Below are 25,883 nucleotides of genomic sequence, written 5' to 3' on the forward strand. Positions count from 1 at the left end.
CGTCGATGGCCGAGCGACTCTTCCTTCTGAATCCCGATTGGCATGACGACCAGGGCGGGCCGTGGTTCTGTCCGGCCGGCGCCTATGTCGAGGGCGTGCTGGCCTTCTATCCGCACCTGCGTGACGCGCTGGAGGTGGTCTATCTGGATCACGCCCGTCCGCGCCCGCCGGTCATCGAACAGGTGGGCGAAGCGCATCAGAGCTGCCCCATACTGATCCTGGACGGCGAACTGGACTGGCCCGAGGCCCAGGTCAGCGCGGCGACCGGCCGGCGCTTCCTGCAGGATCACGCCATCGCGCCCTATTTGGCCGCCCGCTACGGCGTCGGCCGGCCGCATCCCTAGAGGTTCCAATGCCCATCGGCCCCCTGACCATGTTCGGCATCTACATTATCGTCTGGTGGACGGTGCTGTTCGGCGTACTGCCGCTGGGCATGTCGCGCGAGACGCACGAGCCGCCCACCGACGGGACCCAGTGGGGCGCGCCGGCCACGCCGAACCTGAAGAAGAAGTTCCTGACGACCACCTGGGTCGCGGCCATCGTCTGGGCCTTTGTCATGGTGCTGATCTTCACCGGCTGGCTGCCCCTGCCGGACTTCTCTCGCGCGCCGGCCGTCTAATCCCCATCCCGGCCTAGCTTTCGCCCCGGTCCAGCGGCTAAAGCCTTGTTCCGCCTCTACGCCTAGGATTCTCCATCATGCGCCTGTCGCGCTATTTCCTGCCCACGCTGAAGGAAGCCCCTTCGGACGCCCAGATCGTCTCGCACCAGCTGATGCTGCGCGCCGGCATGATCAAGCAGGAGGCCGCCGGCATCTATGCCTGGCTGCCTCTGGGTCTGCGGGTGCTGCGCAAGATCGAGCAGATCGTCCGCGAGGAGCAGCAGCGGGCCGGGGCGGTCGAGCTGCTGATGCCGACCCTGCAACTGGCCGACCTGTGGCGCGAGAGCGGCCGCTATGACGCCTATGGTCCCGAGATGCTGCGCATCACCGACCGTCACGAGCGCGAACTGCTGTACGGGCCGACCAATGAGGAGATGATCACCGACATCTTCCGGGCCTATGTGAAGTCCTACAAGTCGCTGCCGCTGAACCTGTTTCACATCCAGTGGAAGTTCCGCGACGAGCGCCGCCCTCGGTTCGGCGTCATGCGCGGCCGCGAGTTCCTGATGAAGGACGCCTATTCCTTCGACGTGGACGAGGCCTCGGCCCGCAAGGCCTACAACCGCATGTTCGTGGCCTATCTGAACACCTTCGCCCGCATGGGTCTGAAGGCCGTGCCGATGCGCGCCGACACCGGCCCGATCGGCGGCGACCTGAGCCACGAGTTCATCGTCCTGGCCGAGACCGGCGAGAGCGCGGTCTTCTGCGACAAGGCCCTGGTGGAAATGCCGGCGCCGGGCGCGGACGTGAACTGGGACGATCTTCAGTCAATCGTTGATCAACGAACCGCGCTCTACGCCGCGACCGAGGAAATGCACGACGCGGCCCAGTTCGAGGCTCAGACCGCCGAGGGGGACCGTCTGTCGGCGCGCGGCATCGAGGTCGGCCACATCTTCTATTTCGGCACGAAATACTCCGCCCCGATGAAGGCCAAGGTCGCCGGGCCTGACGGCCAGGACGCTGAGGTCCACATGGGCAGCTACGGCGTCGGCGTGTCTCGCCTGCTGGGCGCCATCATTGAGGCCAGCCATGACGAGGGCGGCATCATCTGGCCCGACGCCGTGGCCCCGTTCGACGTGGTCGTGATCAATCTGCGCGCCAATGACGAAACCGTCTCGGCCGCCTGCGAGGATGCGGTGGCCCAGCTGGAGAAGCTCGGCAAGGACGTGCTGTACGACGACACCGACGAACGGCCGGGCGGCAAGTTCGCCACCGCCGACCTGATCGGCGTGCCGTGGCAGCTGACCATAGGTCCCAAGGGCCTGGCCGACGGCGTAGTCGAGCTGAAGCGTCGCGCCACCGGCGAGAAGGTCTCCGTGCCCCTCGCCGAAGCCATCGAAAGGCTGACCGCTTGAGCCTGCCGTCCCGTCCATCCGGCGCCTTCTCCTCTTGGGAGATCGGCCTGGCCCTCCGCTACCTGCGCGCCAAGCGCAAGGAGGGCGGCGTCGCCACCATCGCGGTGATCAGCTTCATCGGCATCATGCTGGCCGTCGCCGTGCTGATCAGCGTCATGAGCATCATGTCCGGCTTCCGCAGCGAACTGCTGGGCCGGATGCTGGCCTTCAACGGGCACATGTATGTGCAGGGTCCGGTCCTGACGTCCGAGGACCGCGACGCCGCCCTGGCCCGCATCGCGGCGGTGCCCGGCGTCTACAGCGTCAACCCGCTCAATGAATCCCAGAGCCTGATCCGTGTCGGCAATTTCACGACCGGGGTGATGGTCAAGGGCATCCGCCCGCAGGATCTGGCCAAGACCCAATATGTCTTCGACAGCCTGACCCAGCAGGAGCGCGACAGCTTCGGCAAGGGCGAGTATGGCGGCGATCGCGTGCTGATCGGCGCGGCGCTGGCCAATTCGATGGGGCTGCGCGTCGGCGACCCGATCACCGTCTATTCCCCGACCGGCGCCGACAGCGCGTTCGGCAGCCTCGGCGGGTTGGAGAAGACCTATTTCATCGGCGGCCTGTTCCGGTCTGGGGCGGCCGATTACGACCGGGCCTTCATGTTCATGCCGCTGGAGCAGCAGCAGCTATTCTTCGGCAAGGAGGGCGTCTGGGACGCCATCGAGATCAAGGTGGACGATCCCGACCAGGTCGGCGCCCTGACCCCCGCCATCCGCGACGCGGCCGGGCCGGGCGCGGTCGTCAACGACTGGCGCGAACGGCTCGCCGCCTTCTATGGCGCGCTGAAGGTCGAGCGGGTGGCCATGAGCATCATCCTGGGCCTGGTCGTGGCCATCGCGGCCATGAACATCATCTCCGGCATCGTCATGCTGGTGAAGAACAAGGGCCGGGACATTGCCATCCTGCGCACCATCGGCGCCAGCCCCTCGGCCATTCTGCGCGTCTTCTTCATGGCCGGCGCCATGATCGGGGTCGCGGGCACCATCGCCGGCCTGGTGCTGGGCCTGCTGTTCTGCTGGAACATCGGCTCGATCCAGCATTTCCTGGAGTGGGTGCTTCAGACCAAGCTGTTCGATTCCGACGTCTATATGCTGGACGCCATCCCTGCACTGGTGGACCCCGTGGACGTCACCTGGGTGGCCTTCTGGTCGCTGCTGATGAGCTGTATCGCCAGCCTGCCGCCGTCCTGGAACGCGTCTCGCATCGATCCCGTGGAGGCGCTGCGCTATGAGTAAGGATCCCATCCTGTCGGTGCGCGGCCTGACCCGCACCTATGACACCGCCCAGGGCGGCCTGATCGTTCTGAAGGGCGTTGATCTGGACGTGTTTCCGGGCGAACTGGTCGGTCTGATCGGGCCTTCGGGCTCGGGCAAGTCGTCGCTGCTGCACGCTGCGGGCCTGCTGGAAAAACCAACCGCCGGCACGGTCGCCATCGACGGCGAACAGGTCGGAAATCTGGACGAGCGCGCCCGTACGCGTCTGCGCCTGAGCCGGATCGGCTTCGTCTATCAGTTCCACCATCTGCTGCCCGAGTTCGACGCCCGCGACAACGTCGCCCTGCCGATGCGGATCGCCGGCCTGTCTCAGGACGAGGCCCGCAAACGCGCCGAGGTCACGCTGACGGCGCTTGGCCTTGGTGAGCGCCTGACGCACCAGCCAGCCCAGCTGTCAGGCGGGGAACAGCAACGCGTCGCCATCGGCCGCGCCCTGGCCAACGGTCCGCGCCTGCTGCTGGCCGACGAACCGACCGGCAACCTCGACCCGACCACCAGCCAATCCGTGTTCGAGGCCCTGCGCGACCTGGCCAAGACCACTGGCGTCGCCGCCCTGATCGCCACCCACAACATGGAGCTGGCCGGTCATATGGACCGCGTCTTCGCCCTGAAGGACGGTCATCTGGAGCAGCGCGCGGCCCAAAGTCAGGCCTATTGATCAGCTGACGGCGGCGTCGCCCCAGATCGCCCGCAGGCGCTCGGGGCGGCGGCATCCGATCCGATAGGCCTGATAGCTGGCGGCGTGCCGCTTGGCGTAGTCCTGATGCTCGGCGCCCGCAGGCCAGAAGCGCTGGACGCCGACGACCGGGGTGGTGAAGCTCTTGCGCAGCACCCGCATGGCCGCATTGCGCGAGGCCACGGCGTCGGCGCGCTGATCGCCCGTGGCGAAGACGGCGGACCGATAGGACGGCCCCTGGTCGCAGAACTGGCCGTTCGGGTCGGTGGGGTCGATGGTGCGCCAGTAGCGATCGACCAGGGTGCGATAGCTGACGACCTGCGGATCGAACGTCACCTGCACGGCTTCCATATGGCCCGTCCCGCCGTGCACCACCTGTTCGTAGGTCGGATTGGCGGTGTGCCCCCCGACGAAGCCCGACACGGCCGCGCGCACGCCGGGCAGACCGTCGAAGGCCTTTTCCTCGGACCAGAAACACCCGCCGGCGAAAACGGCTGTCTGCAGGCCGCCGGGCCGCGCCTGGCTCTGAGATTGGGCCTGGGCCTGGCTTGTGTGGACGGCGGCGGCGCCCGTGGCGGTGAGGGTCGCCGCGGCGAAGAGGGCGAGGGCTGTTCTGCGGTTCAGCATGGGTCTGTCTCCATTGTCCTTCTTCATACGACGGCGCCGCGCCGATGGTTTCAGCCGCATACAGGTTGACCGGAACAAAAAGCCAACATAGAACATTACCGGAACACATTGAGTGAGCAGGAGGCGAGACCATGCCGCGTTTGATGAGGGATCTGCTGTCGCTGGCGTCGTGCGGCGGCTTTGTCTGGATGGCCTGGAGCCTGGCCTTCACCGTCACCACATGATGGGGATGAGGTGGACGGAGTCTGAAATCGGGTCGGAGAAACATCAGTGGGTTAGCGGCGTGTTTGAGACATTTCAGACTCTTGAGACTCATTTTTTCGGGTTGGGAGTCTGAACCGCCTATCCACAACGGATTGTCGCCGCCGGTCGGTCCGGCGCCGCTTTTCGATGTTCCGGGGCGGCCGGCTGTGAGACTCGGTTCAGGATGATCGGTCGGAGGCGACAGGCGGAGGTCCGGTGAGCGAAGTGGTGAACAGTCAGGGTTTCGTCCATCTGCGGGTCCGCTCGGCCTATTCGCTGCTGGAAGGCGCGATCAAGGCCGCCAAGATCGGCAAGATGGCCGCCGATGCGGGCATGCCTGCGGTGGCGGTCGCGGACCGGGCCAATCTGTTCGGCGCGCTGGAGTTCAGCCAGACGGCCAAAGAGGCGGGCGTCCAACCCATCGTGGCCTGCGCCCTTCCGATCTTCGGGCTCGGCGGCCAGATCAACGCCCGCTGGGCCAAGGTCCCGACCGTGGTGCTGCTGGCCCAGAACACCGCGGGCTGGCTGAACCTGTGCGCCCTGTCGTCCTCGGCCTATCTGGACGCGGGCGAGATGGCCGAACCGGGCGTGGGCTGGGAACAGGTCGTCGCCCGTTCGGAGGGACTGATCCTGCTGTCCGGCGGTCCCGACGGGCCGGTCGACCCGCTGTTCGCCCAGGGCAAGACGGCCGAGGCGGTCGCGGCGTTGGCGGCGATGAAGGCGGCGTTCGGCGACCGCTTCTATATCGAGCTGCAACGTCACGGCCTGGACGACGAGAAGCGGGCCGAGCCCGGCCTGGTTGAATGGGCCTACGCCAACGACGTCCCCCTGGTCGCCACCAACGACGTCTATTACGCCAAGGCCGCCCAGGCGAAGTCGCACGACGCCCTGCTGTGCATCGCCGACGGCGCCTTCACCGGCCAGGAAGATCGTCGTCGCATCACGGGCCAGCACTGGTTCAAGCCCGCCGCCGTGATGCGCGAACTGTTCGCCGACCTGCCAGAGGCCTGCGACAACACCATCGACATCGCGCGCCGCTGCGCCTTCCTGGTCGAGACCCATGCGCCGATCTTGCCGCGTTTCGACGCCGGGGCGGGGCGGTCCGAGCCGGACGAACTGGCCCACCAGGCGCGCGAAGGCCTTAAGGTCCGTCTGACCGAGATCACGCCCGCCGTCCCGGAAGCGGAATACTGGACCCGCCTGGAATGGGAGGTCGGGATCATCCAGCAGATGGGCTTCCCCGGCTACTTCCTGATCGTGTCGGACTTCATCAAATGGGCCAAGACCCACGGCATTCCGGTGGGGCCGGGGCGGGGGTCCGGGGCAGGGTCGCTGGTCGCCTGGTCCCTGACCATCACCGACCTTGATCCCCTGCGGTTCGGCCTGCTGTTCGAGCGGTTCCTGAACCCAGAGCGGGTCTCCATGCCCGACTTCGACATCGACTTCTGCCAGGAGCGGCGCGAGGAGGTGATCGACTATGTCCAGGACCGCTACGGCAAGGACCGGGTGGCCCAGATCATCACCTTCGGCACCCTGCAGGCGCGGGCCGTGCTGCGCGACGTCGGCCGGGTGCTGCAGATGCCGCTGGGCCAGGTGGACCGGCTCTGCAAGATGGTGCCGAACAATCCCGCCAATCCGGTGACCCTGGCCCAGGCCATTGAGCTGGAGCCGCGGCTGAAAGAGGCGAGGGACGCTGAACCGGCGGTCAAGACCCTGCTGGAGACCGCGCTGGAGCTGGAGGGGCTTTACCGCAACGCCTCGACCCACGCCGCCGGCATCGTCATCGGCGACCGGCCGCTGACCGAACTGGTGCCGCTGTATCAGGATCCGCGCTCCACCATTCCGGCGTCCCAGTTCAACATGAAGTGGGTCGAGCCCGCGGGTCTGGTGAAGTTCGACTTCCTAGGCTTGAAGACCCTGACGGTGCTGGATCGGGCGCGAGGCTATCTGGAGCGGCGCGGCGCGTCACGCGACTGGAACGGCTTGCCGCTGGACGACGCCCGCACCTATGAGCTGATGGCCTCGGGCCAGACGGTCGGGGTGTTCCAGCTGGAATCCCAGGGCATGCGCGACACCCTGCGCAAGATGCGCTGCGGCTCCATCGAGGAGATCACCGCCCTGATTTCCCTTTATCGGCCGGGGCCGATGGAGATGATCGACACCTATATCGACCGCAAGTTCGGCCGGGCCGAGGTCGATTACCTGCACCCCACCCTGACCGAGGTGCTCACCGAGACCTATGGGGTCATCATCTACCAGGAACAGGTGATGAAGATCGCCCAGGTCCTGGCGGGCTACAGCCTGGGCGAGGCCGACCTGCTGCGTCGGGCCATGGGCAAGAAGAAGAAGGAGGAGATGGACTTTCAGCGGGCGCGCTTCATCGCCGGCGCGCTGGAGAAATCCGTCCCCGAGACCCAGTCCGGCTCCATCTTCGATCTGGTGGCCAAGTTCGCCGGCTACGGGTTCAACAAGTCGCACGCCGCCGCCTATGCGCTGATCTCGTTCCAGACGGGGTGGCTGAAGGCCAACCACCCGGTCGAGTTCTTCGCCGCGTCCATGAGCCTGGACCTGTCGAACACCGACAAGTTGGCGGTCTTCTACCAGGACGCCCGGCGCTTCGACGTGCCGGTGCTGGCGCCGGACATCAACCGCTCGTCCGCCGACTTCGACGTGGCCTTCGACGACGACAAGGGTTCGGTCCTCTACGCCCTGGGCGCCATTCGCAACGTGGGGCTCGATGCGATGAAACACGTCATCGAGGTGCGCGAGACCGGCGGGCGTTTCGCCGACATCTTCGACTTCCTGGAACGGGTCGATCCGCGCAGCGTCAACAAGCGGGCGCTGGAAGGCCTGGCCAAGGCCGGGGCCTTCGACAGCATCCATTCCAACCGTCGCCAACTGGTCGAACAGGCCGATGTGCTGATGGCCTATTGCCAGAGCGTGGCGGCTGAACGCGCCTCGTCCCAGGTCAGCCTGTTCGGCGGCGACCAGGCCCACGCCGGTCGCCCGCGCCTGAAAAGCGCCGAACCCTGGGTCGGTCCCGAACGACTGGACCACGAACTGGCGGCGGTCGGCTTCTACCTGTCCGGCCACCCGCTGGACGAGATAACCTCGGCGCTGAAGCGCAAGCGCGTCACCTTCGTCGCCGAGGCCATTCCTCTGGCCGAGTCCGGCCACGAGGCCTTCCAGATGGCCGGAGTAGTGCGCCGCAAGCAGGAGCGGGCCAGCGCCCGCACCGGCGAGAAGTTCGCCTTCGTCACCTTCTCGGACCCAACGGGCGAGTTCGAATGCCTGTTTCCCCCCGAGCAACTGCGCAAATGCAGAGAGGTGCTGGAGCCCGGCGCCTCGGTCATGGTGCGGGTCCGCGCCAAGGCCTCGGACGGCGAGGTGCGCTTCTTCGGCGACGACGCCTCGCGCATGGACAATCTGCTGGATGACGCCAACATCGGCCTGCGCATCCATGTCTCGGCCCGCACGGCCGACGCCGACGCGCTGAAAGCCCGGCTGGAGCGGGCGCGCTCGGGCGCGATCGGCAAGGGCGGAGAGGTGTCGCTGATCGCCTCTCTGGACGGGCGTCAGGAGGTCGAGTTGAAATTGCCCGGCCGCTATCGACTGGACGGCGCCCTGCGGGGTGCGCTGAAATCGGCGCCGGGCGTCGTCATGTTGGAGGAAGCCTGATGACCGCAATCCACGCCGCCGGAACCTTCGATGTCCAGATCACGCCGATCGCGCCGGACCTCGACGCGCCCGCCGACGCCCACGCCCGCATGCAGATCGTCAAGACCTATCACGGCGGTCTCGATGGGACTGCGGCGGGCGAGATGCTGGCCGTTCGAGAGGGGCGGTCCGGCGCCTATGTGGCCATCGAGCGCGTGACGGCGACCCTTGGGCGTCGTCGCGGCGCCTTTTCCATGGTCCATCGCGGCGTCATGGACGAAGGCGCCCAGGACCTGCTGATCACCATCGTGCCCGGCTCCGGCAGCGGTGAACTGAGCGGCATCAGCGGTGTCTTTCACCTCACCGTCGCCGACGGTGAGCATCGCTATAATCTCGAATACAGCTTGCCGGACGTCGCTTCCTGAGCATGGGCAGGTATGGTCAAGCTGTTGAATTGTCGGAACCTCACGGCCGCGTGAAGGGTTTGGTCAGTCCATAGGGAGACTGTTCCATGAAATATCTCGCCATCGCCAGCGTCGCCTCGCTGGCCCTTCTCGCCGCCTGCAACCAAGGTGGCGACAGCGCTGGCCAGAACGCCGGCGAAGCCGTCAACGCCACGCAGGACGCCACCGCAGGCGTTGTCGGCCAGACCTCGGCCATGACCATGGGCGCCAACACCGTCGACGGTTTCGTCACGGGCCTGGGCACCGGCAACATGTATGAGCTGGAGGCCGCCAAGGTCGCCGCCGCCAAGTCCACCAACGCCGACGTCAAGGCGCTGGCAGCCATGATCACCAAGGATCACACCGCCGCCGGCGAGAAGCTGGCCGCCGCTGCTCCGGCTGCTGCGCCGAACGTCGCCATTCCCACGGCGCTGGACGAGCGTCGCCAGGGTATGATCGACAATCTCAACGCCGCCACGCCAGGCGACTTCGACAAGGTCTATCTGACCCAGCAGGTCGCCGCTCATAATGAGACCCTGACCCTGCTGAACGGTTTTTCGGGCAACACCGACGCCCCGGCGCTGGCCACCCTGGCGCAGGAGCTGGTCGCGCCCGTGACCATGCACCGCGACCGGGCCCAGACGCTGCTGGACGCAATGAACTAAACCTCCGCGACGAAACGACAGAGGGCGGTCCCGAAAGGGGCCGCCTTTTCGCATTGATCAAGGCAATGCTTGCTATTGGGGCGTTTCCCGCCTACATGGCCCCCGCATTTCGCAACGCGGGCGAGGCGCGTTTCGGGGAGACATCCCGATCCGCTCCATTCCGAGGGTCGTTCTCGACCTTTAATCCCCCGCGCCACGTTTGATCGGAAAAAGGACTGAACGATCATGGCTTTGCCAGAATTCTCGATGCGCACCCTGCTTGAAGCAGGCGCCCACTTCGGCCACCAGACGCACCGGTGGAACCCGAAGATGGACCGCTACATCTTCGGCTCGCGCTCGAACATCCACATCATCGACCTGTCGCAGACGATGCCGCTGTTCCACCAGGCTCTGGTGGCCGTGCGCGAAGTCGCCGCCAAGGGCGGTCGCGTCCTGTTCGTCGGCACCAAGCGCCAGGCCGCCGAGCCGGTCGCCGAAGCCGCAAAGCGCTGCGCCCAGTACTATATGAACAACCGTTGGCTCGGCGGCACGCTGACCAACTGGCGTACCGTCTCGGGCTCGATCGCCCGTCTGCGCGAACTGGAAGGCATCCTCGAGAACGGCGGCGAAGGCCGCGTCAAGAAGGAGCTGCTGAACCTGGAGCGCGAGAAGGACAAGCTGGAACTGTCGCTGGGCGGCATCAAGGACATGGGTTCGATCCCGGACATCATGTTCGTGATCGACACCAACAAGGAAGCGATCGCGATCCAGGAAGCCCGCAAGCTGAACATCCCGATCATCGCCATCCTGGACACCAACTCGGATCCGGACGGCATCACCTATCCGGTCCCCGGCAACGACGACGCCGCCCGCGCCATCCAGACCTACTGCGACCTGATCGCCGACGCCGTCCTGGACGGCCTGGCTGCCGGCGCTTCGGCCTCGGGCGTGGATCTGGGCGCTTCGGAAGCTCCGGTCGAGCCGATGCTGCGTGAAGCCTCGACCCCGGTCGAAGCCGACGCCGCTCCGGCCGGCACGGAATCGGTCGCCGCCGAACTGGAAGCCGCTGCTGAACCGGGCGTCGCCGATGAAGCCGCCAAGGCCGCCACGTCGGAAGCGAACGACGCTGTCGAAACCGAGAAGGCCACGGGCTGATCGCCTAGCGGCCATCCTTTTTGACGCTACGCTTGCCGCGCGGCGGCTCGCTACTTGAGCGTCAATCCGAAGGCCGTGCTTGAACTGACACACGGCCGGGCTAAGTCAGCCCGGCCGTTCCCACATACGAAATCCCCCAAGGAGAAGAACATGGCCGAGATCACTGCCGCCCTCGTGAAGGAACTTCGCGAGCGTTCGGGCGTCGGCATGATGGACTGCAAGAAGGCGCTGGTCGAAAACGACGGCAACATCGAAGCAGCAATCGACTGGCTGCGCGCCAAGGGCCTGTCCAAGGCCGCCAAGAAGGCCGACCGCGTCGCCGCTGAAGGCCTGGTCGCCGTTGCGTCGAAGGAAGACGGCAAGGGCGAAGTCGCCGCCGCCATCGAGTTCAATGCGGAAACCGACTTCGTCGCCCGTAACGAACTGTTCCAGAACGCCGCCAAGTCGTTCGCCCAGCTGGGCCTGGAGCATCACACCGTCGAGGCGCTGCACGGCGCCGAACTGGAAGCCGGCAAGACGGTCCAGGACGAAGTGACGAACATGATCGCCACCATCGGCGAGAACATGCAGCTGCGCCGCGCCGCCCGCCTGTCGGTGTCGGAAGGCGTCGTCTCGACCTACGTCCACAACGCGGTTTCGCCCGGCGTGGGCCGTATCGGCGTGCTGGTCGCCCTGGAAGGCGAGGGCGACAAGACCGCCCTGCGCGAACTTGGCCGCAAGATCGCCATGCACGTTGCAGCAACCGCCCCGCTGTCGCTGAACACCGACGACCTGGACCCCGCCGCCATCGAGAAGGAACGCACCGTTCTGACCGAAAAGGCCAAGGAAGAAGGCCGCCCGGAAGCCATGATCGCCAAGATCGTGGAAGGCCAGATCAACAAGTTCCAGAAGGACGTGGTGCTGTCCAAGCAGCCGTTCGTCATGGACCCGGACGTGACCATCGAACAGCTGGTCGCCAACTCGGGCAAGGAACTAGGCTCCTCCAACCTGCGTCTGGCCGGCTTCGTCCGCCTGGCCCTGGGTGAAGGCGTCGAGAAGGTCGAAGGCCCCGATTTTGCGTCGGAAGTCGCCTCCATGATGGGCGGCAATTAAGACCTCTTTCCCTCATTCGTGAGGGTTTTGTATCAGAAGGGCGCGTTCGGCTTTGATGGCTGGCGCGCCCTTCGTCTATAAGAAGTCGCCTGATTCAAGGGCGCAGCAGCCAAACGGACCCTCCCGCATGCCCGACGCCCCTTCGACCTTCCGCTACAAGCGCGTCCTGCTGAAGGTTTCCGGCGAGGTGCTGATGGGCGATCAGTCGTTCGGCGTCGACATGAACACGGTCGACACGGTCGCCAAGGCCGTTGCTGACGTGGCGGCCGAGGGCGTCGAAATCTGCCTGGTCATCGGCGGCGGCAACATCTTCCGCGGCCTGTCCAAGGCGGCGGCGGGGATGGAACGCGCCCAGGCCGACTATATGGGCATGCTGGCCACCATCATGAACGCCTTGGCGATGCAGTCGGCGCTTGAGAAGATCGGCGTCTCGACTCGCGTGCAGAGCGCCATTCCCATGGCCGCCATCGCCGAACCCTACATCCGCCGTCGCGCCCTGCGTCATCTGGAAAAGGGCCGCGTGGTCATCTTCGCCGCCGGCGTCGGCGCGCCCTTCTTCACCACCGATTCGGGCGCCGCGCTGCGGGCCGCCGAAATGGGCTGCGACGCCCTGTTGAAGGGTACCAGCGTGGACGGCGTCTATACCGCCGATCCCAAGAAGGATCCGACCGCGACCCGCTATGAGACCCTGACCTATCAGGACGTTCTGGCCAAGGATCTGCGGGTCATGGATGCCTCGGCCATCGCCATGATGCGCGACACGGGCATCCCGATCGTGGTCTTCTCCATCCGGGAAGACAACTCGCTGCGCCGGACCCTGACCGGCGAAGGCACGTTCACGGTCATTCAGGACGTCGCTTGAACGTCTGCGTGACCAGGAAAGACAAGAGAGACCAAGACCATGGCTAAGCCTGAACTGAAGACCTATCGCGACCGCATGGAGCGGTCGGTCACCGCCCTGAAGGAAGAGTTCAGCGGCCTGCGCACCGGACGCGCCAACGCCGGCCTGCTGGAGCCCGTCCGGGTCGAGGCCTATGGCTCGGCCTCGCCGCTGAGCGCCGTCGCCGCCATCAGCGTGCCCGAGCCGCGCATGATCAGCGTCAATGTCTGGGACAAGGGCATGGTAGTCGCCGTCGAGAAGGCGATCCGCAACGCCAACCTGGGTCTGAACCCAATCGTCGACGGCCAGACGCTGCGCATTCCCGTGCCGCCCCTGACCGAGGAACGCCGCAAGGATCTGGTCAAGCTGGCCGGCAAATATACCGAGCAGCAGAAGATCTCGGTTCGCAACGTCCGTCGCGACGCCAACGACGACCTGAAGAAGGCCGAGAAGGCGGGCGAGATCAGCCAGGACGAACAGAAGAAGATGGAGACCGAGGTCCAGAAGGAAACCGACGCGGCCATCAAGCGCATCGACGAAGCCTTGAAGACCAAGGAACAAGAGATCATGCAGGTCTGAGGCGAAACGGCTTGGCCCCGAAGGGATCGCACGAGAGATGACGGCAGACAGCGCCGCGCCTTCTGGCCAACGCCCACAAGGACGGGGTTCCGATGGGCCGCGTCATGTCGCCATCATCATGGACGGCAACGGCCGCTGGGCGAAGGCGCGGGGCCTGCCGCGCGCGCTGGGCCATCGCGAAGGCGTCCAGGCGTTGAAGCGGACCATACAGGCGGCGCCGGACCTGGGCATCGAGTGCCTGACGGTGTTCGGTTTCTCGACTGAGAACTGGAGCCGCCCCGAAGACGAAGTGTCCGACCTGATGGGCCTGGTCCGCACCTATGTGGCCAGCGATCTGGCACGGCTGGAAAAGGCGGGCGTGCGCCTGCGGATTCTGGGCCGCCGGGACGGCCTGCCCGCCGACATCGCCGCCATCATCGACAAGGCCGAGGCACAGACCGCGCACAACGACCGCTTCCTGCTGCAGGTCGCCTTCAACTATGGCGGACGGGCCGATCTGGTGGACGCCGCGCGGCGTCACATGGAACGACTGCTGTCGGGGGAAACGGTCGCGCCGCTCAATGAAGACGCCTTCGCCGCCGGCCTGGCCACGGCGGGGTCGCCGCCGCTGGACCTGATCGTGCGCACCTCCGGCGAGCAGCGGCTGTCGAACTTCCTGCTGTGGGAAGCCGCCTACGCCGAACTGGTGTTCCAGGACATCCTGTGGCCGGACTACGGGCCCAAGGCCCTGTCGGAAGCAGTCGCCGCCTTCGGGCAGCGCGATCGTCGCTATGGCGGTCGAGAGACCTCCTCCACCGCGCGTGCGACGGCCTGATGGCGGTCAGGGGGCGTGACATCGCATTGAGGGCGGCCTCGGCCGCTGTGCTGGCGCCGGCGGCGGTCGCCGCCACCTGGTTCGGAGGCGTCTGGTTCCTGGCGCTGGTGGTCGCAGCCGCTATCGTGCTGGCCTTCGAATGGGGTGCGATGAGCGCGCCGCGCGCGCCGCGTCCCGTAGGCGCCGCCGTGGCCCTGGCCGTCGTGGCCTCGGTCGTCAGCGCCTATTTCGGCGTCATGTCTGTGGCCTTCGTCGTCCTGGTGTTCGGCGCGGCGGCGGCGGGGCTCTATGCGCGCAAGCGCGGGCAGCAGGCGGTGGATGCGGCCTATGGCGTTCTCTACCTCGGCTGGCCCTCCGTACTGCTGATCTGGCTTCGGGACGGCGAGAGCTCTGTCGGGCTGCATTGGACCGCGCTGGTCTTCGCTGTGACCTGGTCGGCCGACATCCTGGCCTATTTGGCGGGTTCGACCTTCGGCGGCCCGAAGCTGTGGCCGCGCTATTCGCCCAACAAGACATGGTCCGGCTTCATCGGCGGAATTCTGGCGGGCGCGGTCGCCGGTGCGGCCATGACCGCCTGGTTCGATATGGGGCGGTTGACGGTCTTCTGGGGCGCGATCCTGGGTCTGGCGGCGGCGCTCGCGACCATGGGCGGCGACCTTTGGGAATCGGGGCTGAAGCGCCGGTTCGGGGTCAAGGACGCCGGCAACACCATTCCCGGCCACGGCGGCCTGCTGGACCGGGTCGACGGCCTGATGTTCGCTGTCGTGGTGGTCGCGGCCGGTCGCCTTCTGGTGCTGACGCTGGAGCGCGGGGCGTGATCCGGCGTCGCGTGACGGTGTTGGGCTCGACCGGGTCCGTCGGATCATCGACGCTGGACCTGATGGACCAGGCCGAGGCGTCGGGCACGGGCGCCTTTCAGGTCGAGGCCCTGACCGGCGGGGCAAACATCGGCAAGTTGGCCGAGCAGGCGCGACGCTGGCGGCCGAAGCTGGCGGTCACCGCCGATCCTGCGAAACTGGACGCTCTGCGCGACGCTCTGGCTGGAACCGATGTGGAAGTCGCCGCCGGCGACGCCGCTATCGTGGAGGCGGCGACGCGGCCCGCCGACTGGATCATGGCCTCCATCGTCGGCGCGGCGGGGCTGAAGTCGGCCTGGGCGGCGGCGGACACCGGCGCGATCCTGGCGCTGGCCAACAAGGAAAGCCTGGTCTGCTGCGGTCCGGCGCTGATCGAACGGGTCAAGCGGGCAGGGGGGCGGCTGATCCCGGTCGATTCCGAACATTCCGCCATCTTTCAGGTCTTTCCGGCCGACGCGCCCGAGCGGGTGTCCAAGCTGGTCCTGACCGCGTCCGGCGGGCCGTTCCGCCAGACCCCGCGCGAGCGGATGATCGGCATCACGCCTGAACAGGCGGTGGCCCACCCGAACTGGAGCATGGGCGCCAAGATTTCGGTCGACAGCGCCACCATGGCCAACAAGGGCCTGGAGATGATCGAGGCCGCCTATCTGTTCGCCATGCCGCAGGAGCGGATCGATGTCGTGGTGCACCCCGAATCGATCATCCACAGCCTTGTGGAATATGTGGACGGATCGACCCTGGCCCAGATGGGACCGCCGGATATGCGCACGCCCATCGCCTGCGCCCTGGCCTGGCCTGACAGGATCGCCTGGCCGGCGCCCAAGCTGAATCTGGCGACGCTAGGCCGGCTGACGTTCGAGGCGCCCGATCTGGCGCGGTTTCCCGCCCTGGATCTGGCGCGGCAGGCGCTGAAGGCGGGCGGCGCGGCGCCGGCCGTGTTCAACGCCGCCAACGAGATCGCTGCCTTCGCATTTCTTGACCGCAAGCTGGCCTTTCTCAATATTGCCGCAGTCGTCGCCGAAACCCTTGAGCGTGCGACGAAAGCGGGGATGGTTTTCGGCTCTGGAGACGCCTGCGGCGCGGCCCTTTCGGTCGATGCCGAGACGCGTCGAATGGCCGGGTCCGTCGTCGCCGGTCTTGCGAACGCGGCCTGATTAGCAGGCCAGGGGAGACGATTTTCGAATGCTGGGCGTCCTGGGTCAGGTCCTGATCTCCATCGCGTCGTTCCTGCTGGTGCTGACGTTCATTGTCACCATCCATGAACTGGGTCACTTTCTGGTCGCGCGCGCCTTCGGCGTGAAGGTGGATCGTTTCGCGGTCGGCTTCGGCAAGGCCGTGTTCAGCCGCACCGATCGCCACGGCATCGAATGGCGCATGGGCTGGTTGCCGCTGGGCGGCTACGTCAAATTCTCGGGCGATCTGGACGCCTCCAGCGTGCCGGACGAGGCGGGTCTGAACGAACTGCGCCAGCGCGTTATCGCCGAAAGCGGACCGGGCGCCGAGCGGGACTATTTCCACTTCAAGCCGGTGTGGCAGCGGGCGCTGATCGTCGCCGCCGGGCCGGTCGCTAACTTCGTGCTGGCCATCACCATCTTCGCCGTCGTCTTCATGGCGGTCGGGGTCCAACTCCGTCCTGCGCGAGTGGCACAGGTGCAGGCCGGTTCGCCCGCCGCCGCCGCCGGGTTCCAGGTCGGCGACCTGATCACCGACGTGAACGGCAAGGCTATCAAGGACGGCAGCGCCGTGACGCGCACCGTCATGCTGTCCACGGGCGACCCCGTTCGATTCACCGTCGAGCGGGCCGGGCGCCCCGTCGAACTGGTCGCTACGCCCGAACGCCGTGAAGAGAACGACCCGATCGCGGGACGCGTAAAGGTCGGCCGCATCGGGCTGGGGCTGGGATCTTCGGCCGGCGACGTGCGCCATGTCCGCTATGGGCCGGTCGGCGCCGTGGTCGAGGGCGTGCGCCAGACGACGGAGGTGATCGGCTCGACCCTGACCTATCTGGGTCGTCTCGTGACCGGCCGCGAATCCGGCGATCAGTTCAGCGGGCCGCTGGGCATCGCCAAGGCGACCGGCTCGCTGACGACGGCTGCTGTGGCGGCGAATCCGGCGCCGGGCGCGATTGCAATCAATCTGTTGCTGACCCTGACAACTTTGGCCGCCATACTTTCGATCGGAATCGGCTTTCTAAACCTGTTGCCCATTCCGGTGCTCGACGGCGGCCACCTGCTTTTCTACGGCTATGAAGCCGTGGCGAGGCAACCCGTGTCCGCGCGGTTCCAGGAGATGGGCTATCGCGCAGGCCTTGCGCTTTTGGCGGGATTTATGTTGTTCGCGACGTGGAACGACCTACAGAAGCTCAACCTCTTCCAATTCCTCGGCGGGCTCGTCTCGTGAGCCGACGCCAGCCCCCGATGGTTTCCCGAATGAATGATATGACCTCTCGCGCCGCCGTTCGACTGAGCGCCCGTTCCAGCCTGTTGGCGCTGGCCGTCGCCGCCGGGCTCGGCGCGCCGGCCCTGGCCCAGACCGCGCCTGCTCCGACGCCGGCGCCCGCAACGCCTGCCCCTACAACCACGCCGCCCGCTTCGCCCACGGCCCCGGCGCCAGCGGCGACCGCAGAGCAGACGCCGCGCGTTGAGATCGCTGCGCCGCAGACGATCACGATCAACCGCATCCTGGTCCAGGGCGCGCAGCGGATTGATCAGACGACGGTCCTGTCCTACCTGCCGATCCGGCCCGGCGACTCCGTGGACGCCTCGGTGCTGGACGTCGCGGTCCGTACCCTGTCGCGCACCGGTCTTTTCGCAGATGTTCAGTTGGGCGTTCAGAACGGCGACCTGATCGTCCAGATCGTCGAGAACCCGATCATCAACCAGGTGGTCTTCGAGGGGAACAAGGCGCTTTCCGAGGACAAGCTGACCAAGGAAGTCACCCTGTCGCCGCGCGGCATCTATACCCGCGCCAAGGTACAGGAAGACGTCGGCGCCATCATCGAACTGTATCGTCTCCAGGGGCGCATTTCCGCGACCGTGACGCCCAAACTGGTCCAGCTGGAGCAGAACCGCGTCGATGTCATCTTCGAGATCAACGAAGGCCCCCAGACGGGCATCAGCGCGATCAATGTCCTGGGCAACGAAGCCTTCTCGGACAACGACGTGCGCGGCGTGATGGTCACCGAGAAGTCCACCTGGTGGAAGTTCTTCTCGAACAACGACAACTACGATCCCAACCGCCTGGAATACGATCAGGAGCAACTGCGGAAATTCTACACCAACCGCGGCTTTTACGACTTCCGCGTGATCTCGTCCGTTGCCGAACTGCAGCCTGACAATCAGGCGTTCCAGCTGACGCTGACGCTGAACGAAGGCGACAAATACAACTTCGGCGAGGTCAAGGTCGTCACCGAGAACGACCGACTGAACGCGGCCTTCCTCGAGCGGCTGATCCCGATTCGCTCGGGTGATCTGTACGAAAGCGACAAGATCGAAAGCGCGGTCGACGCCTTGACCTTCGCCGCCGGCTCGGCCGGCTACGCCTTCGTCGAGATCAACCCGACCTACAAGGCCAATCCCGAGACGGACACGGTGGACGTGACGTTCAACGTGTCGGAAGGCCAGCGGGTCTATATCGACCGCATCAATGTGGTGGGCAACACCCGCACCATCGACCCGGTCGTCCGCCGAGAACTGATGCTGACCGAAGGCGACGCCTTCAACCGCGCCTTGATGGAGCGGTCGCGCAACAACTTGCGCGCCCTGGGCTTCTTCAAGGACGTGACGGTCGAGGAAACGCGCGGCAGTGCGCCGGACCGCTCGATCATCAACGTCAATGTCGAGGAACAGCCGACCGGCGAACTGTCCGTCGGCGCCGGCTTCAGCTCGGTGGACTCCTTCACTGTCAACCTGGGCATTTCCGAGCGGAACTTCCGCGGTCGCGGCCAGAACGTGGTGGCGCGTCTGGAATGGGGCTCGCTGCGCCAGCAGGTCGATTTCCGCTTCACCGAGCCGAAGTTCCTGGGCCGCGACCTGCGCGCCGGTTTCGACCTGTTCCACTCGCGCTATGACCTCAGCGAATATTCGTCATACGACTATCGCTCGACCGGCGCGGGCCTGCGTCTGTCCTATCCGCTGAACGGCAACATGTTGCTCAGCACCCGCTACTTCCTGAAGTCGGACGAAATCATCGTGCCGACCGGCTATTGCGCCGCCGCCGGCAGCGGTTCGTCGGCTCTGTGCGATCAGGTCGGCAGCTACATCAACTCGTCGGCCGGCTATACGCTGCAGATCAACTACACCAATGATCCGGTCCGCCCGACGCGCGGCTGGGCGGGTTCGCTGCGTCAGGATCTGGCGGGCATCGGCGGCGACGTGAACTATGTGAAGACCGAGGCCGACGCGAGCTGGTACTATGGTTTCACGCCGAGCTGGGTCGTCAGCGTCATGGGTTCGACCGGCTACATCAGCGGCTGGAACGGCGATCCCATCCGCATCAACGACCGCTTCTTCAAGGGCGGCAACAGCTTCCGCGGCTTCGAGACGGCCGGCATGGGGCCGCGCGATCTGGACACGACCGACGCTCTGGGCGGCAACTTCTACGCCATCGGGACCGTCGAACTGACCCTGCCCAACTATCTTCCCGAGCAGTATGGTATCAAGACGTCGCTGTTCGCCGATGTCGGTACGCTGGGCGTGCTGGACGACCGCTACAAGCTGACGTCCACGGGCACCGTCGACACCAGTATCGCCGACGAGCTGTCACTGCGCGCGTCGGCAGGCATCAGCATCCACTGGAAGTCGCCGATGGGACCGATCCGCTTCGATATTTCCAAGGTGCTGTCCAAGGAAGACTACGACAAGACGGAATCCTTCCGCTTCTCGACCTCCACCCAGTTCTAATCGCGGCTTTTTCGACCGCACGAGGAAACTATGAAAGCTTTGATTATCGCGGCTGCGGCCGCTGCTTCGCTTCTGGCCACCGCCGCTTCGGCTCAACAGGCGTCCGCGCCGTCCAACCCCGGTCCGGTCATCCCGGGCGTCTGCGTCTATTACAACGCGCGTCTGCTGGCCCAGTCGTCGGCCGGTCAGGCCGTCGAAGCCCGCATGCAGCAGCTGGCCCAGGAAGTTCAAGGCGAACTGCAGCCCTACGCTACCTCGATCCAGACCGAAGCCCAGCAACTCCAGACCACGGGCGCGAGCCTGCCGGCCGACCAGTTGCAACAGCGCCGTCAGGCCCTGCAACAGCGCGCCCAGGAAGCCCAACAGCTGGAAAGCACGCGCGAGAGCGAGCTGCGCTACACCCTGGGCATGCAGCGTCAGGCGATCACTGAAGCCGTTTCGCCGATCCTGACCGCCCTCTATCAGGAAAAGGGCTGCGGTCTGCTGCTCGACCGTGAAAGCGTCTTCATGATGAACCCGGCCATGGACGTGACCGATCTGGCCATCCAGCGCCTGAACACGGCCCTGCCGACCCTCAGCTTCAACCGCATGCCGGTGCCGGCCCAGACCCAGACCCAGGGTCAACAGCCGGCCGCCGCCAACTAAGCCCTCGATGCCGGATCCCCGCTTCTTCGAAACCCTGCCGCAACTCAGCGTCGCCGATCTGGCGGCGCGAACCGGCGGGACAGTCGAACGGGGCGGGGAGCGGATGATCGCTTCTGTCGCGCCTCTGTCCTCTGCGGACGGGGGCGCGATCGCGTTTCTGGGCGACCGCAAGTTCACGGCGGCCCTGACTGCGACCAAGGCGGGTTGCGTGATTATGTCGGCTGAGGCCGTAGCGTCGGCCCCCGCCGAGACGGCTGTCATCGTTTCCCGCACGCCCCAGGCGTCCTGGGCCATGGCGTCAGCCTTGCTGCACCGTCCGATTCCTCTGGACCGGGCCATTGCGGCGTCTGAGGCGGCCGAGGATGACAGCGTGGTGGTCGAGCCGGGCGCAATCCTGGGTGAGGGCGTCCGCATCGGGCGCGGCACACGCATCGGCGCCAACACCGTCATCGGGCCGGGCGTGCAGATCGGGCGTGACTGCGTCATCGGCTCGAACGTCACCGTCGGCTTCGCCCTGATCGGCGACCGGGTGAAGCTGTACGCCGGCGCACGGATCGGCGAGGCGGGTTTCGGCGCCACCGGCACGGCCTCCGGCGCCATGGACATTCCCCAACTGGGTCGCGTCATCCTGCAAGACGGGGTGACGGTCGGCGCCAACTCCTGCATCGACCGTGGCGCCTATGACGACACGGTCATTGGCGAGAACACCAAGATCGATAATCTGGTCATGGTGGGCCACAACTGCGTCATCGGCCGCAACAATCTGATGGCCGCCAACACGGGCATTTCGGGCTCGGTGACCAGCGGCGACAACGTCATCTTCGGAGGCAAGGCGGGGATCGGCGACCACATCACCATCGGCGAGGGCGCGCGGGTTGCGGCAGGCGCAGGGGTGCTGGCGAACATTCCGGCGGGCGAGACCTGGTCCGGTTATCCGGCCCGTCCGATCCGACAGTTCTTGCGCGAAACCATCTGGCTCGCCAAACAGGCCTCTTCAAAGAAGGCCCCGAAGGAATCATAGGGATGAGCGAAGAGGGCAAGATCGATTACGCCGAGGTGATGCGGCGGCTGCCGCACCGCTATCCCTTCCTGCTGGTGGACAAGGCCGAGGCCTTTGTGCCCCGCACCTCGATCGTCGGCATCAAGAACGTCAGCCACAACGAGCCGTTCTTCCAGGGGCATTTCCCGATCGATCCGGTCATGCCCGGCGTGCTGATCGTCGAGGCCATGGCCCAGACCGGCGCCCTGCTGATGTCCAAGACCCTGGACGTCGCCGTGGCCGACAAGGTCATCATGTTCATGTCCATCGACGGGGTGCGGTTCAGGAAGCCGGCGCGGCCGGGCGACCAGCTGCGGATGGAGGTCAAGGTGATCAAGGCGCGCGGCGATGCCTACAAGTTCCGCGGCGAGACCTTCATCGACGGCAAGCTGGCGGCTGAGGCGGAGTTCATGGCCATGGTCGTGACGGTGCCTACTCCAGCGACAGAGCCTGCCGCCTGATGACCATCCACCCGACCGCCCTGATCGACGCCACGGCGACCCTGGCCGACGGGGTCCAGGTCGGGCCCTGGTGCAACATCGGGCCGAACGTGGTGCTGGCCGAGTGCGTGCGACTGGTCAGCCATGTGGTGGTTCAGCAGGATACGACCGTGGGCGCGGGGACGGTGATCCATCCGTTCGCCGTGATCGGCGGCGACCCGCAGCACAACGGCTACAAGGGCGAGTCGGTGCGGCTGGAGATCGGCGAGAACAACCTGATCCGCGAACACTGCACCTTCAACCGGGGCACGCCGCAGGGGACGGGCGTGACCGTCGTCGGCTCCAACAATCTGTTCATGACCGGCGCCCACATCGGCCACGACTGCGTGGTCGGGAACAATGTCGTCATGGCCAACAACGCCACCCTGGGCGGCCATGCTCATATCGGCGACAAGGTCTTCCTGGGCGGCCTATGCGCCGTCCACCAGAACGGGCGCGTGGGGCAGGGGGCGATCATCGGCGGTCTTGCCGCCGTGACGCGCGACGTCATCCCCTACGGGTCGGCTTGGGGCAATCATGCGCGGCTGCGTGGGCTGAACCTGATCGGGCTGAAGCGCAAAGGTTACGGCAAGGATCAGGTGCGCCGTCTGCTGGCGGCCTATCGCGACCTGTTCGAAGGCCCGGGCGAATTTGCGGGTCGGATCGACGGCGTGGCCCAGGCCTATGCCGACTTGCCCGAGATCATGGAGATCATCGCCTTCATCCGCGACGGCGGGCGGCGTCCGCTGTGTCTGCCGAACGCGGAATGACCGGTTCCGGCAAGCTGGGCTTGATCGCGGGCGGCGGCGACCTGCCGGCGGCGGTGGCGGCGCGGTGCGACGCCGAGGGGCGTCCGGTCTTCCTGATCCGCTTGGCCGGGTTCGCCGATCCCCATCTGGCGCGCTGGCCCGGCTCCGAGTTCGGCATGGCTCAGATCGGGGCGATCCTGAAGGCCCTGAAGGCCGAGCGCTGTACGACCGTCTGTCTGGCGGGCATCGTCAACCGACCCGACTTCAAGACGTTGAAGCCCGATTTCAAGGGCGCGACCCTGCTGCCTGGCATCGTGGCGGCGGCGTCCAAGGGCGACGACGCCCTGTTGCGCAAGATCCTGTCGGTGTTCGAGGCCGAAGGCTTCGCCGTCGAAGGCGCCGACGACATTCTGGGCGGAGAAATGCTGGCGGCCGGAGCCTTGGGCGCGGTTTCGCCCACGCCGGAGCAATTGGTTGACCTGAAGAAGGCGCTTCATGTCGCGGAAAAATCAGGCGAACTGGACATCGGGCAGGGCGCGGTCGTGTGTGACGGCCTAGTGCTCGCGGTCGAGGCGCAGGAGGGGACCGACGCCATGTTGAGCCGGGTCGCGGGACTGCCGGCCGATCTGCGCGGCTCGGCCGGTGATCGTAAGGGCGCGCTGGGCAAGGCGCCCAAGCCGATCCAAGACCTGCGGGTGGACATGCCGGTGATCGGGCCGCGCACCGTTGAGATGGCGGCGGCGGCGGGTCTGGCCGGCATCGGCGGGGTGGCGGGACGGCTGATCCTGATCGACCGCGCGGCCATAATCGCGGCGGCCGACCGCCTGGGTCTGTTCGTGTGGGGCGAAGCGCGATGAGCCGCCCATTGAAGATCATGCTGGTGGCGGCCGAGGCCTCGGGAGACGCGCTCGGCGCCGGGCTGGCCAGGGCGTTGAAGGCGCGGCTGGGTGCGGACGTCACTTTTGTCGGCGTCGGCGGTCCCCAGATGGCGGCCGAAGGTATCGCGAGCCCGTTCGACATCGCCGAACTTTCGATCCTGGGTTGGATCGAGGGCCTGCGCGCCTATGGCAAGGTCAAGCGCCGCGTCGAGGAGACGGCGGCGCTGGCCGAGCGAGAAAAACCCGACGCCGTGGTCCTGATCGACAGCTGGGGCTTCACCATCCGGGTCGCCAAGGCCATCCGCGCGGCGCGGCCGGATGTGCCTCTGATAAAATACGTCGGGCCGCAGGTGTGGGCGTCCCGGCCGGGCCGGGCAAGGACGCTGGCAGCGGCGGTCGATCATCTACTGGCGCTCTACAGCTTCGACGCCCCCTGGTTCGAGCGGGAAGGTCTGCCGACGACCGTGGTCGGCTCGTCCGCCCTGCATGTCGATATGGCCGGCGCCGACGGCGCAGCCTTCCGGGCGCGACGCGGCATCGCCGCCGACGCCAAGCTGCTGCTGGTGCTTCCGGGCAGCCGCCCCAGCGAGATCACGCGAATGACGCCGGTCTATGAGGCGGCGATCGGCAAGTTGAAGGCCATCGATCCGGCGCTGGAAATCGCCGTCGTCGCCGCGGGGACCGTGGCAAGGGATGTCGCGGGACGGGTCGCCGCCTGGCCGTTCCGGGCGCATCTCGTGGACGAGGCCGAGAAGTACGACGCCATGCGCGCCGCGACGGTCGCCCTGGCCACCAGCGGCACGGTCTCCACCGAACTGGCCCTGGCCGGCGCGCCCATGGTCATCGCCTACAAGATCGACGGGCTGAGCTATCAGTTGATGAAGCGGATGGTGACGGCGAAACACATCACCCTGTTCAACGTCGCCGCCGACGACCGGATCGCGCCGGAGTTCATCCAGCACGAGGCGACGCCCGCCATCCTGGCGGCGGCGGTCGGTCGGTTGCTGTCCGATCCGGCCATGGCGGCCGAACAGGCGCAACGTCAGACAGCGGCCCTGGACTTGATGGGGCGCGGTGGAGCGGACCCGTCGGAGTTGGCGGCGGACGCCGTGTTGAAGGTCATCGCTGCAAAAGCACGGGGCTGACCGTGGCGCGGGCGCTCAGTCCCCGACGGGCCGCAGAAGTCCGGGCCGCGTTGCAGATGGCGGTCGGCGCCATGGCGGCCCTCTATCTCGCCACATGGCTGAACCTGCCGCACCCCTACTGGAGCGTGATCTCCGCCATCGTCGTCATCCAGGCCAGCGTCGGGGGCGGGGTGCTGACCGTCGCGCGGGATCGGGCCATCGGCACGGTGACGGGCGCGTTAGTCGGTGCGGTCTTCGCCTTCCTGCGTCCGCCCGGCATGGAAAGCATGGCCCTGAGCATCGCCGCATCCACGGCCTTGCTGGCGTTTTTCGGAGCCGGCCGCCCCTGGCTGAAGATCGCGCCCGTGACGGCGACCATCGTCATCGCCGGCGGGACCGGGGCGGAAGGGCCGGCTTCGCTGGCTCTGGATCGGGTGATGGAAATCCTGGTCGGCAGCGGCGTCGGTGTGATGGCGATCCTGGCGCTGTTCCCCCGTCATGCCCATCAGTCGTTCAAGCTGCAGGCGCGCGAGGCGGCGGGCGAAGCGGCGGCGCTTTTGGCTTTGGTATCGAAGGGTGATCCGGCGGACGCGTCCGAGATCACCCGACGCCATGCCGATCTGAAACGACGGCTAGATGGGCTGGGTCAGGCGGCGCAGAACGTGATCGATCTGCCCGGCCCCCAGCGCGAGACCGCCGACCGCGCCGCCCTGGCGCGCGCCTTCTGGCGGGTGCGCAGCGACATCGTGATTCTGGGGCGTGGTTTTCAGGCCGAAGGCGCAGGCGCGAGGCTGGATCCCTGGTCACAGGACGCGGCGCGTGCGGTGGAGCGGCTTGAAGCCCTTTCGCAGGGTAAGGCCGCCGCGCCGATGGGGCCGATCGACCAGAGCCTGGCCCTGTCCATGGCTGTGGAGGGCGACGACATGGCGTTGGGCGCCGCCGCCATCGGCGTGGCGCACATGCACCGCGACCTGGACGACCTGGCCGCGCGGTTCGCCGATCTGAAGCTGGTCTGACGGCAAAGAAAAACGCCGGGGATGGCTCCCCGGCGTTCTGCATTTCAGTC

Annotated in this window: 25 protein-coding genes; 24 read left to right on the forward strand and 1 reads right to left on the reverse strand. The window is 66.6% G+C overall.

Features of this window, described 5'->3' with window-relative positions; translation table 11 throughout:
* The first annotated feature begins 5 nt into the window (after nucleotides 1-5).
* The 5 genes from ACODSC_RS04510 to ACODSC_RS04530 all read left to right on the forward strand — a co-directional run bounded on the left by ACODSC_RS04510 (nucleotide 6) and on the right by ACODSC_RS04530 (nucleotide 3,993).
* A complete protein-coding gene (locus ACODSC_RS04510) occupies nucleotides 6-344 on the forward strand; it encodes a DUF3088 family protein (RefSeq protein ID WP_488812197.1) in 339 nt (112 codons plus the stop codon).
* 8 nt (nucleotides 345-352) lie between these two features.
* Nucleotides 353-619, forward strand: coding sequence for a DUF1467 family protein (locus ACODSC_RS04515; RefSeq protein ID WP_488812199.1), 267 nt, complete (start codon nucleotides 353-355; stop codon nucleotides 617-619).
* 77 nt (nucleotides 620-696) lie between these two features.
* Nucleotides 697-2,013, forward strand: a complete 1,317-nt coding sequence (proS, locus tag ACODSC_RS04520) for a proline--tRNA ligase (protein WP_488812201.1) — start codon at nucleotides 697-699, stop codon at nucleotides 2,011-2,013.
* Nucleotides 2,010-3,296 carry a lipoprotein-releasing ABC transporter permease subunit gene (locus tag ACODSC_RS04525; protein ID WP_488812203.1) on the forward strand — a complete coding sequence of 429 codons (1,287 nt, stop codon included), beginning with the start codon at nucleotides 2,010-2,012 and terminating at the stop codon, nucleotides 3,294-3,296. The genes proS and ACODSC_RS04525 overlap by 4 nt, the downstream gene beginning before the upstream one ends.
* Entirely contained in the window at nucleotides 3,289-3,993 is a 705-nt protein-coding gene (locus tag ACODSC_RS04530; protein WP_488812205.1) for an ABC transporter ATP-binding protein, read from the forward strand. The genes ACODSC_RS04525 and ACODSC_RS04530 overlap by 8 nt, the downstream gene beginning before the upstream one ends.
* Here ACODSC_RS04530 and msrA read toward each other — a convergent pair whose 3' ends face one another.
* Nucleotides 3,994-4,638, reverse strand: a complete 645-nt coding sequence (msrA, locus tag ACODSC_RS04535) for a peptide-methionine (S)-S-oxide reductase MsrA (RefSeq protein ID WP_488812207.1) — start codon at nucleotides 4,636-4,638, stop codon at nucleotides 3,994-3,996. It abuts the gene before it with no gap.
* Between the two features lie 459 nt (nucleotides 4,639-5,097).
* Here msrA and dnaE point away from each other — a divergent pair, with 459 nt between their 5' ends.
* From dnaE to ACODSC_RS04630, 19 genes are all read left to right on the forward strand, one after another.
* Complete coding sequence (gene dnaE / locus ACODSC_RS04540; protein WP_488812209.1) at nucleotides 5,098-8,559, forward strand: DNA polymerase III subunit alpha; 3,462 nt, start codon at nucleotides 5,098-5,100, stop codon at nucleotides 8,557-8,559.
* Entirely contained in the window at nucleotides 8,559-8,963 is a 405-nt protein-coding gene (locus ACODSC_RS04545) for a DUF3224 domain-containing protein (protein ID WP_488812211.1), read from the forward strand. Before dnaE ends, ACODSC_RS04545 begins: the two co-directional genes overlap by 1 nt.
* Before the next feature lie 86 nt (nucleotides 8,964-9,049).
* Nucleotides 9,050-9,646, forward strand: coding sequence for a DUF4142 domain-containing protein (locus ACODSC_RS04550; protein WP_488812213.1), 597 nt, complete (start codon nucleotides 9,050-9,052; stop codon nucleotides 9,644-9,646).
* A gap of 225 nt (nucleotides 9,647-9,871) precedes the next feature.
* Nucleotides 9,872-10,780, forward strand: coding sequence for a 30S ribosomal protein S2 (gene rpsB / locus ACODSC_RS04555; RefSeq protein ID WP_488812215.1), 909 nt, complete (start codon nucleotides 9,872-9,874; stop codon nucleotides 10,778-10,780).
* A 150-nt stretch (nucleotides 10,781-10,930) separates the two neighbouring features.
* Nucleotides 10,931-11,872, forward strand: a complete 942-nt coding sequence (tsf, locus tag ACODSC_RS04560) for a translation elongation factor Ts (RefSeq protein WP_488812217.1) — start codon at nucleotides 10,931-10,933, stop codon at nucleotides 11,870-11,872.
* A gap of 127 nt (nucleotides 11,873-11,999) precedes the next feature.
* A complete protein-coding gene (pyrH, locus tag ACODSC_RS04565) occupies nucleotides 12,000-12,734 on the forward strand; it encodes a UMP kinase (RefSeq protein ID WP_488812219.1) in 735 nt (244 codons plus the stop codon).
* Between the two features lie 39 nt (nucleotides 12,735-12,773).
* The gene (frr, locus tag ACODSC_RS04570; protein ID WP_135195906.1) at nucleotides 12,774-13,331 is read left to right on the forward strand and encodes a ribosome recycling factor; all 558 of its coding nucleotides are present in this window, start codon (nucleotides 12,774-12,776) and stop codon (nucleotides 13,329-13,331) included.
* A gap of 37 nt (nucleotides 13,332-13,368) precedes the next feature.
* A complete protein-coding gene (uppS, locus tag ACODSC_RS04575) occupies nucleotides 13,369-14,145 on the forward strand; it encodes a polyprenyl diphosphate synthase (RefSeq protein WP_488812221.1) in 777 nt (258 codons plus the stop codon).
* Complete coding sequence (locus tag ACODSC_RS04580; RefSeq protein ID WP_488812223.1) at nucleotides 14,145-14,963, forward strand: phosphatidate cytidylyltransferase; 819 nt, start codon at nucleotides 14,145-14,147, stop codon at nucleotides 14,961-14,963. Before uppS ends, ACODSC_RS04580 begins: the two co-directional genes overlap by 1 nt.
* Nucleotides 14,960-16,156 carry a 1-deoxy-D-xylulose-5-phosphate reductoisomerase gene (gene dxr / locus ACODSC_RS04585; RefSeq protein ID WP_488812225.1) on the forward strand — a complete coding sequence of 399 codons (1,197 nt, stop codon included), beginning with the start codon at nucleotides 14,960-14,962 and terminating at the stop codon, nucleotides 16,154-16,156. Before ACODSC_RS04580 ends, dxr begins: the two co-directional genes overlap by 4 nt.
* A 28-nt stretch (nucleotides 16,157-16,184) precedes the next feature.
* The gene (locus ACODSC_RS04590; protein WP_488812227.1) at nucleotides 16,185-17,402 is read left to right on the forward strand and encodes a M50 family metallopeptidase; all 1,218 of its coding nucleotides are present in this window, start codon (nucleotides 16,185-16,187) and stop codon (nucleotides 17,400-17,402) included.
* Between the two features lie 29 nt (nucleotides 17,403-17,431).
* The gene (gene bamA, locus ACODSC_RS04595; RefSeq protein WP_488812229.1) at nucleotides 17,432-19,903 is read left to right on the forward strand and encodes an outer membrane protein assembly factor BamA; all 2,472 of its coding nucleotides are present in this window, start codon (nucleotides 17,432-17,434) and stop codon (nucleotides 19,901-19,903) included.
* Between the two features lie 30 nt (nucleotides 19,904-19,933).
* Nucleotides 19,934-20,548 (forward strand): OmpH/Skp family outer membrane protein, encoded by a 615-nt coding sequence (locus ACODSC_RS04600; RefSeq protein ID WP_488812231.1) that lies wholly within the window; start codon nucleotides 19,934-19,936, stop codon nucleotides 20,546-20,548.
* Between the two features lie 7 nt (nucleotides 20,549-20,555).
* Entirely contained in the window at nucleotides 20,556-21,569 is a 1,014-nt protein-coding gene (gene lpxD / locus ACODSC_RS04605) for a UDP-3-O-(3-hydroxymyristoyl)glucosamine N-acyltransferase (protein WP_488812233.1), read from the forward strand.
* A 2-nt stretch (nucleotides 21,570-21,571) separates the two neighbouring features.
* A complete protein-coding gene (gene fabZ, locus ACODSC_RS04610) occupies nucleotides 21,572-22,048 on the forward strand; it encodes a 3-hydroxyacyl-ACP dehydratase FabZ (protein WP_488812235.1) in 477 nt (158 codons plus the stop codon).
* On the forward strand, nucleotides 22,048-22,836 hold the full coding sequence (gene lpxA, locus ACODSC_RS04615) for an acyl-ACP--UDP-N-acetylglucosamine O-acyltransferase (protein WP_488812237.1): 789 nt from the start codon (nucleotides 22,048-22,050) through the stop codon (nucleotides 22,834-22,836). Before fabZ ends, lpxA begins: the two co-directional genes overlap by 1 nt.
* Complete coding sequence (lpxI, locus tag ACODSC_RS04620; protein WP_426023209.1) at nucleotides 22,833-23,672, forward strand: UDP-2,3-diacylglucosamine diphosphatase; 840 nt, start codon at nucleotides 22,833-22,835, stop codon at nucleotides 23,670-23,672. Before lpxA ends, lpxI begins: the two co-directional genes overlap by 4 nt.
* Nucleotides 23,669-24,838: a lipid-A-disaccharide synthase gene (gene lpxB, locus ACODSC_RS04625; protein WP_488812240.1), complete on the forward strand. Its 1,170-nt coding sequence runs from the start codon at nucleotides 23,669-23,671 to the stop codon at nucleotides 24,836-24,838. Before lpxI ends, lpxB begins: the two co-directional genes overlap by 4 nt.
* Nucleotides 24,839-24,894: 56 nt before the next feature.
* Nucleotides 24,895-25,833, forward strand: coding sequence for an FUSC family protein (locus ACODSC_RS04630; protein ID WP_488812242.1), 939 nt, complete (start codon nucleotides 24,895-24,897; stop codon nucleotides 25,831-25,833).
* The last annotated feature ends 50 nt before the right edge of the window (nucleotides 25,834-25,883 follow it).

Source organism: Brevundimonas sp. FG128, assembly GCF_057809775.1.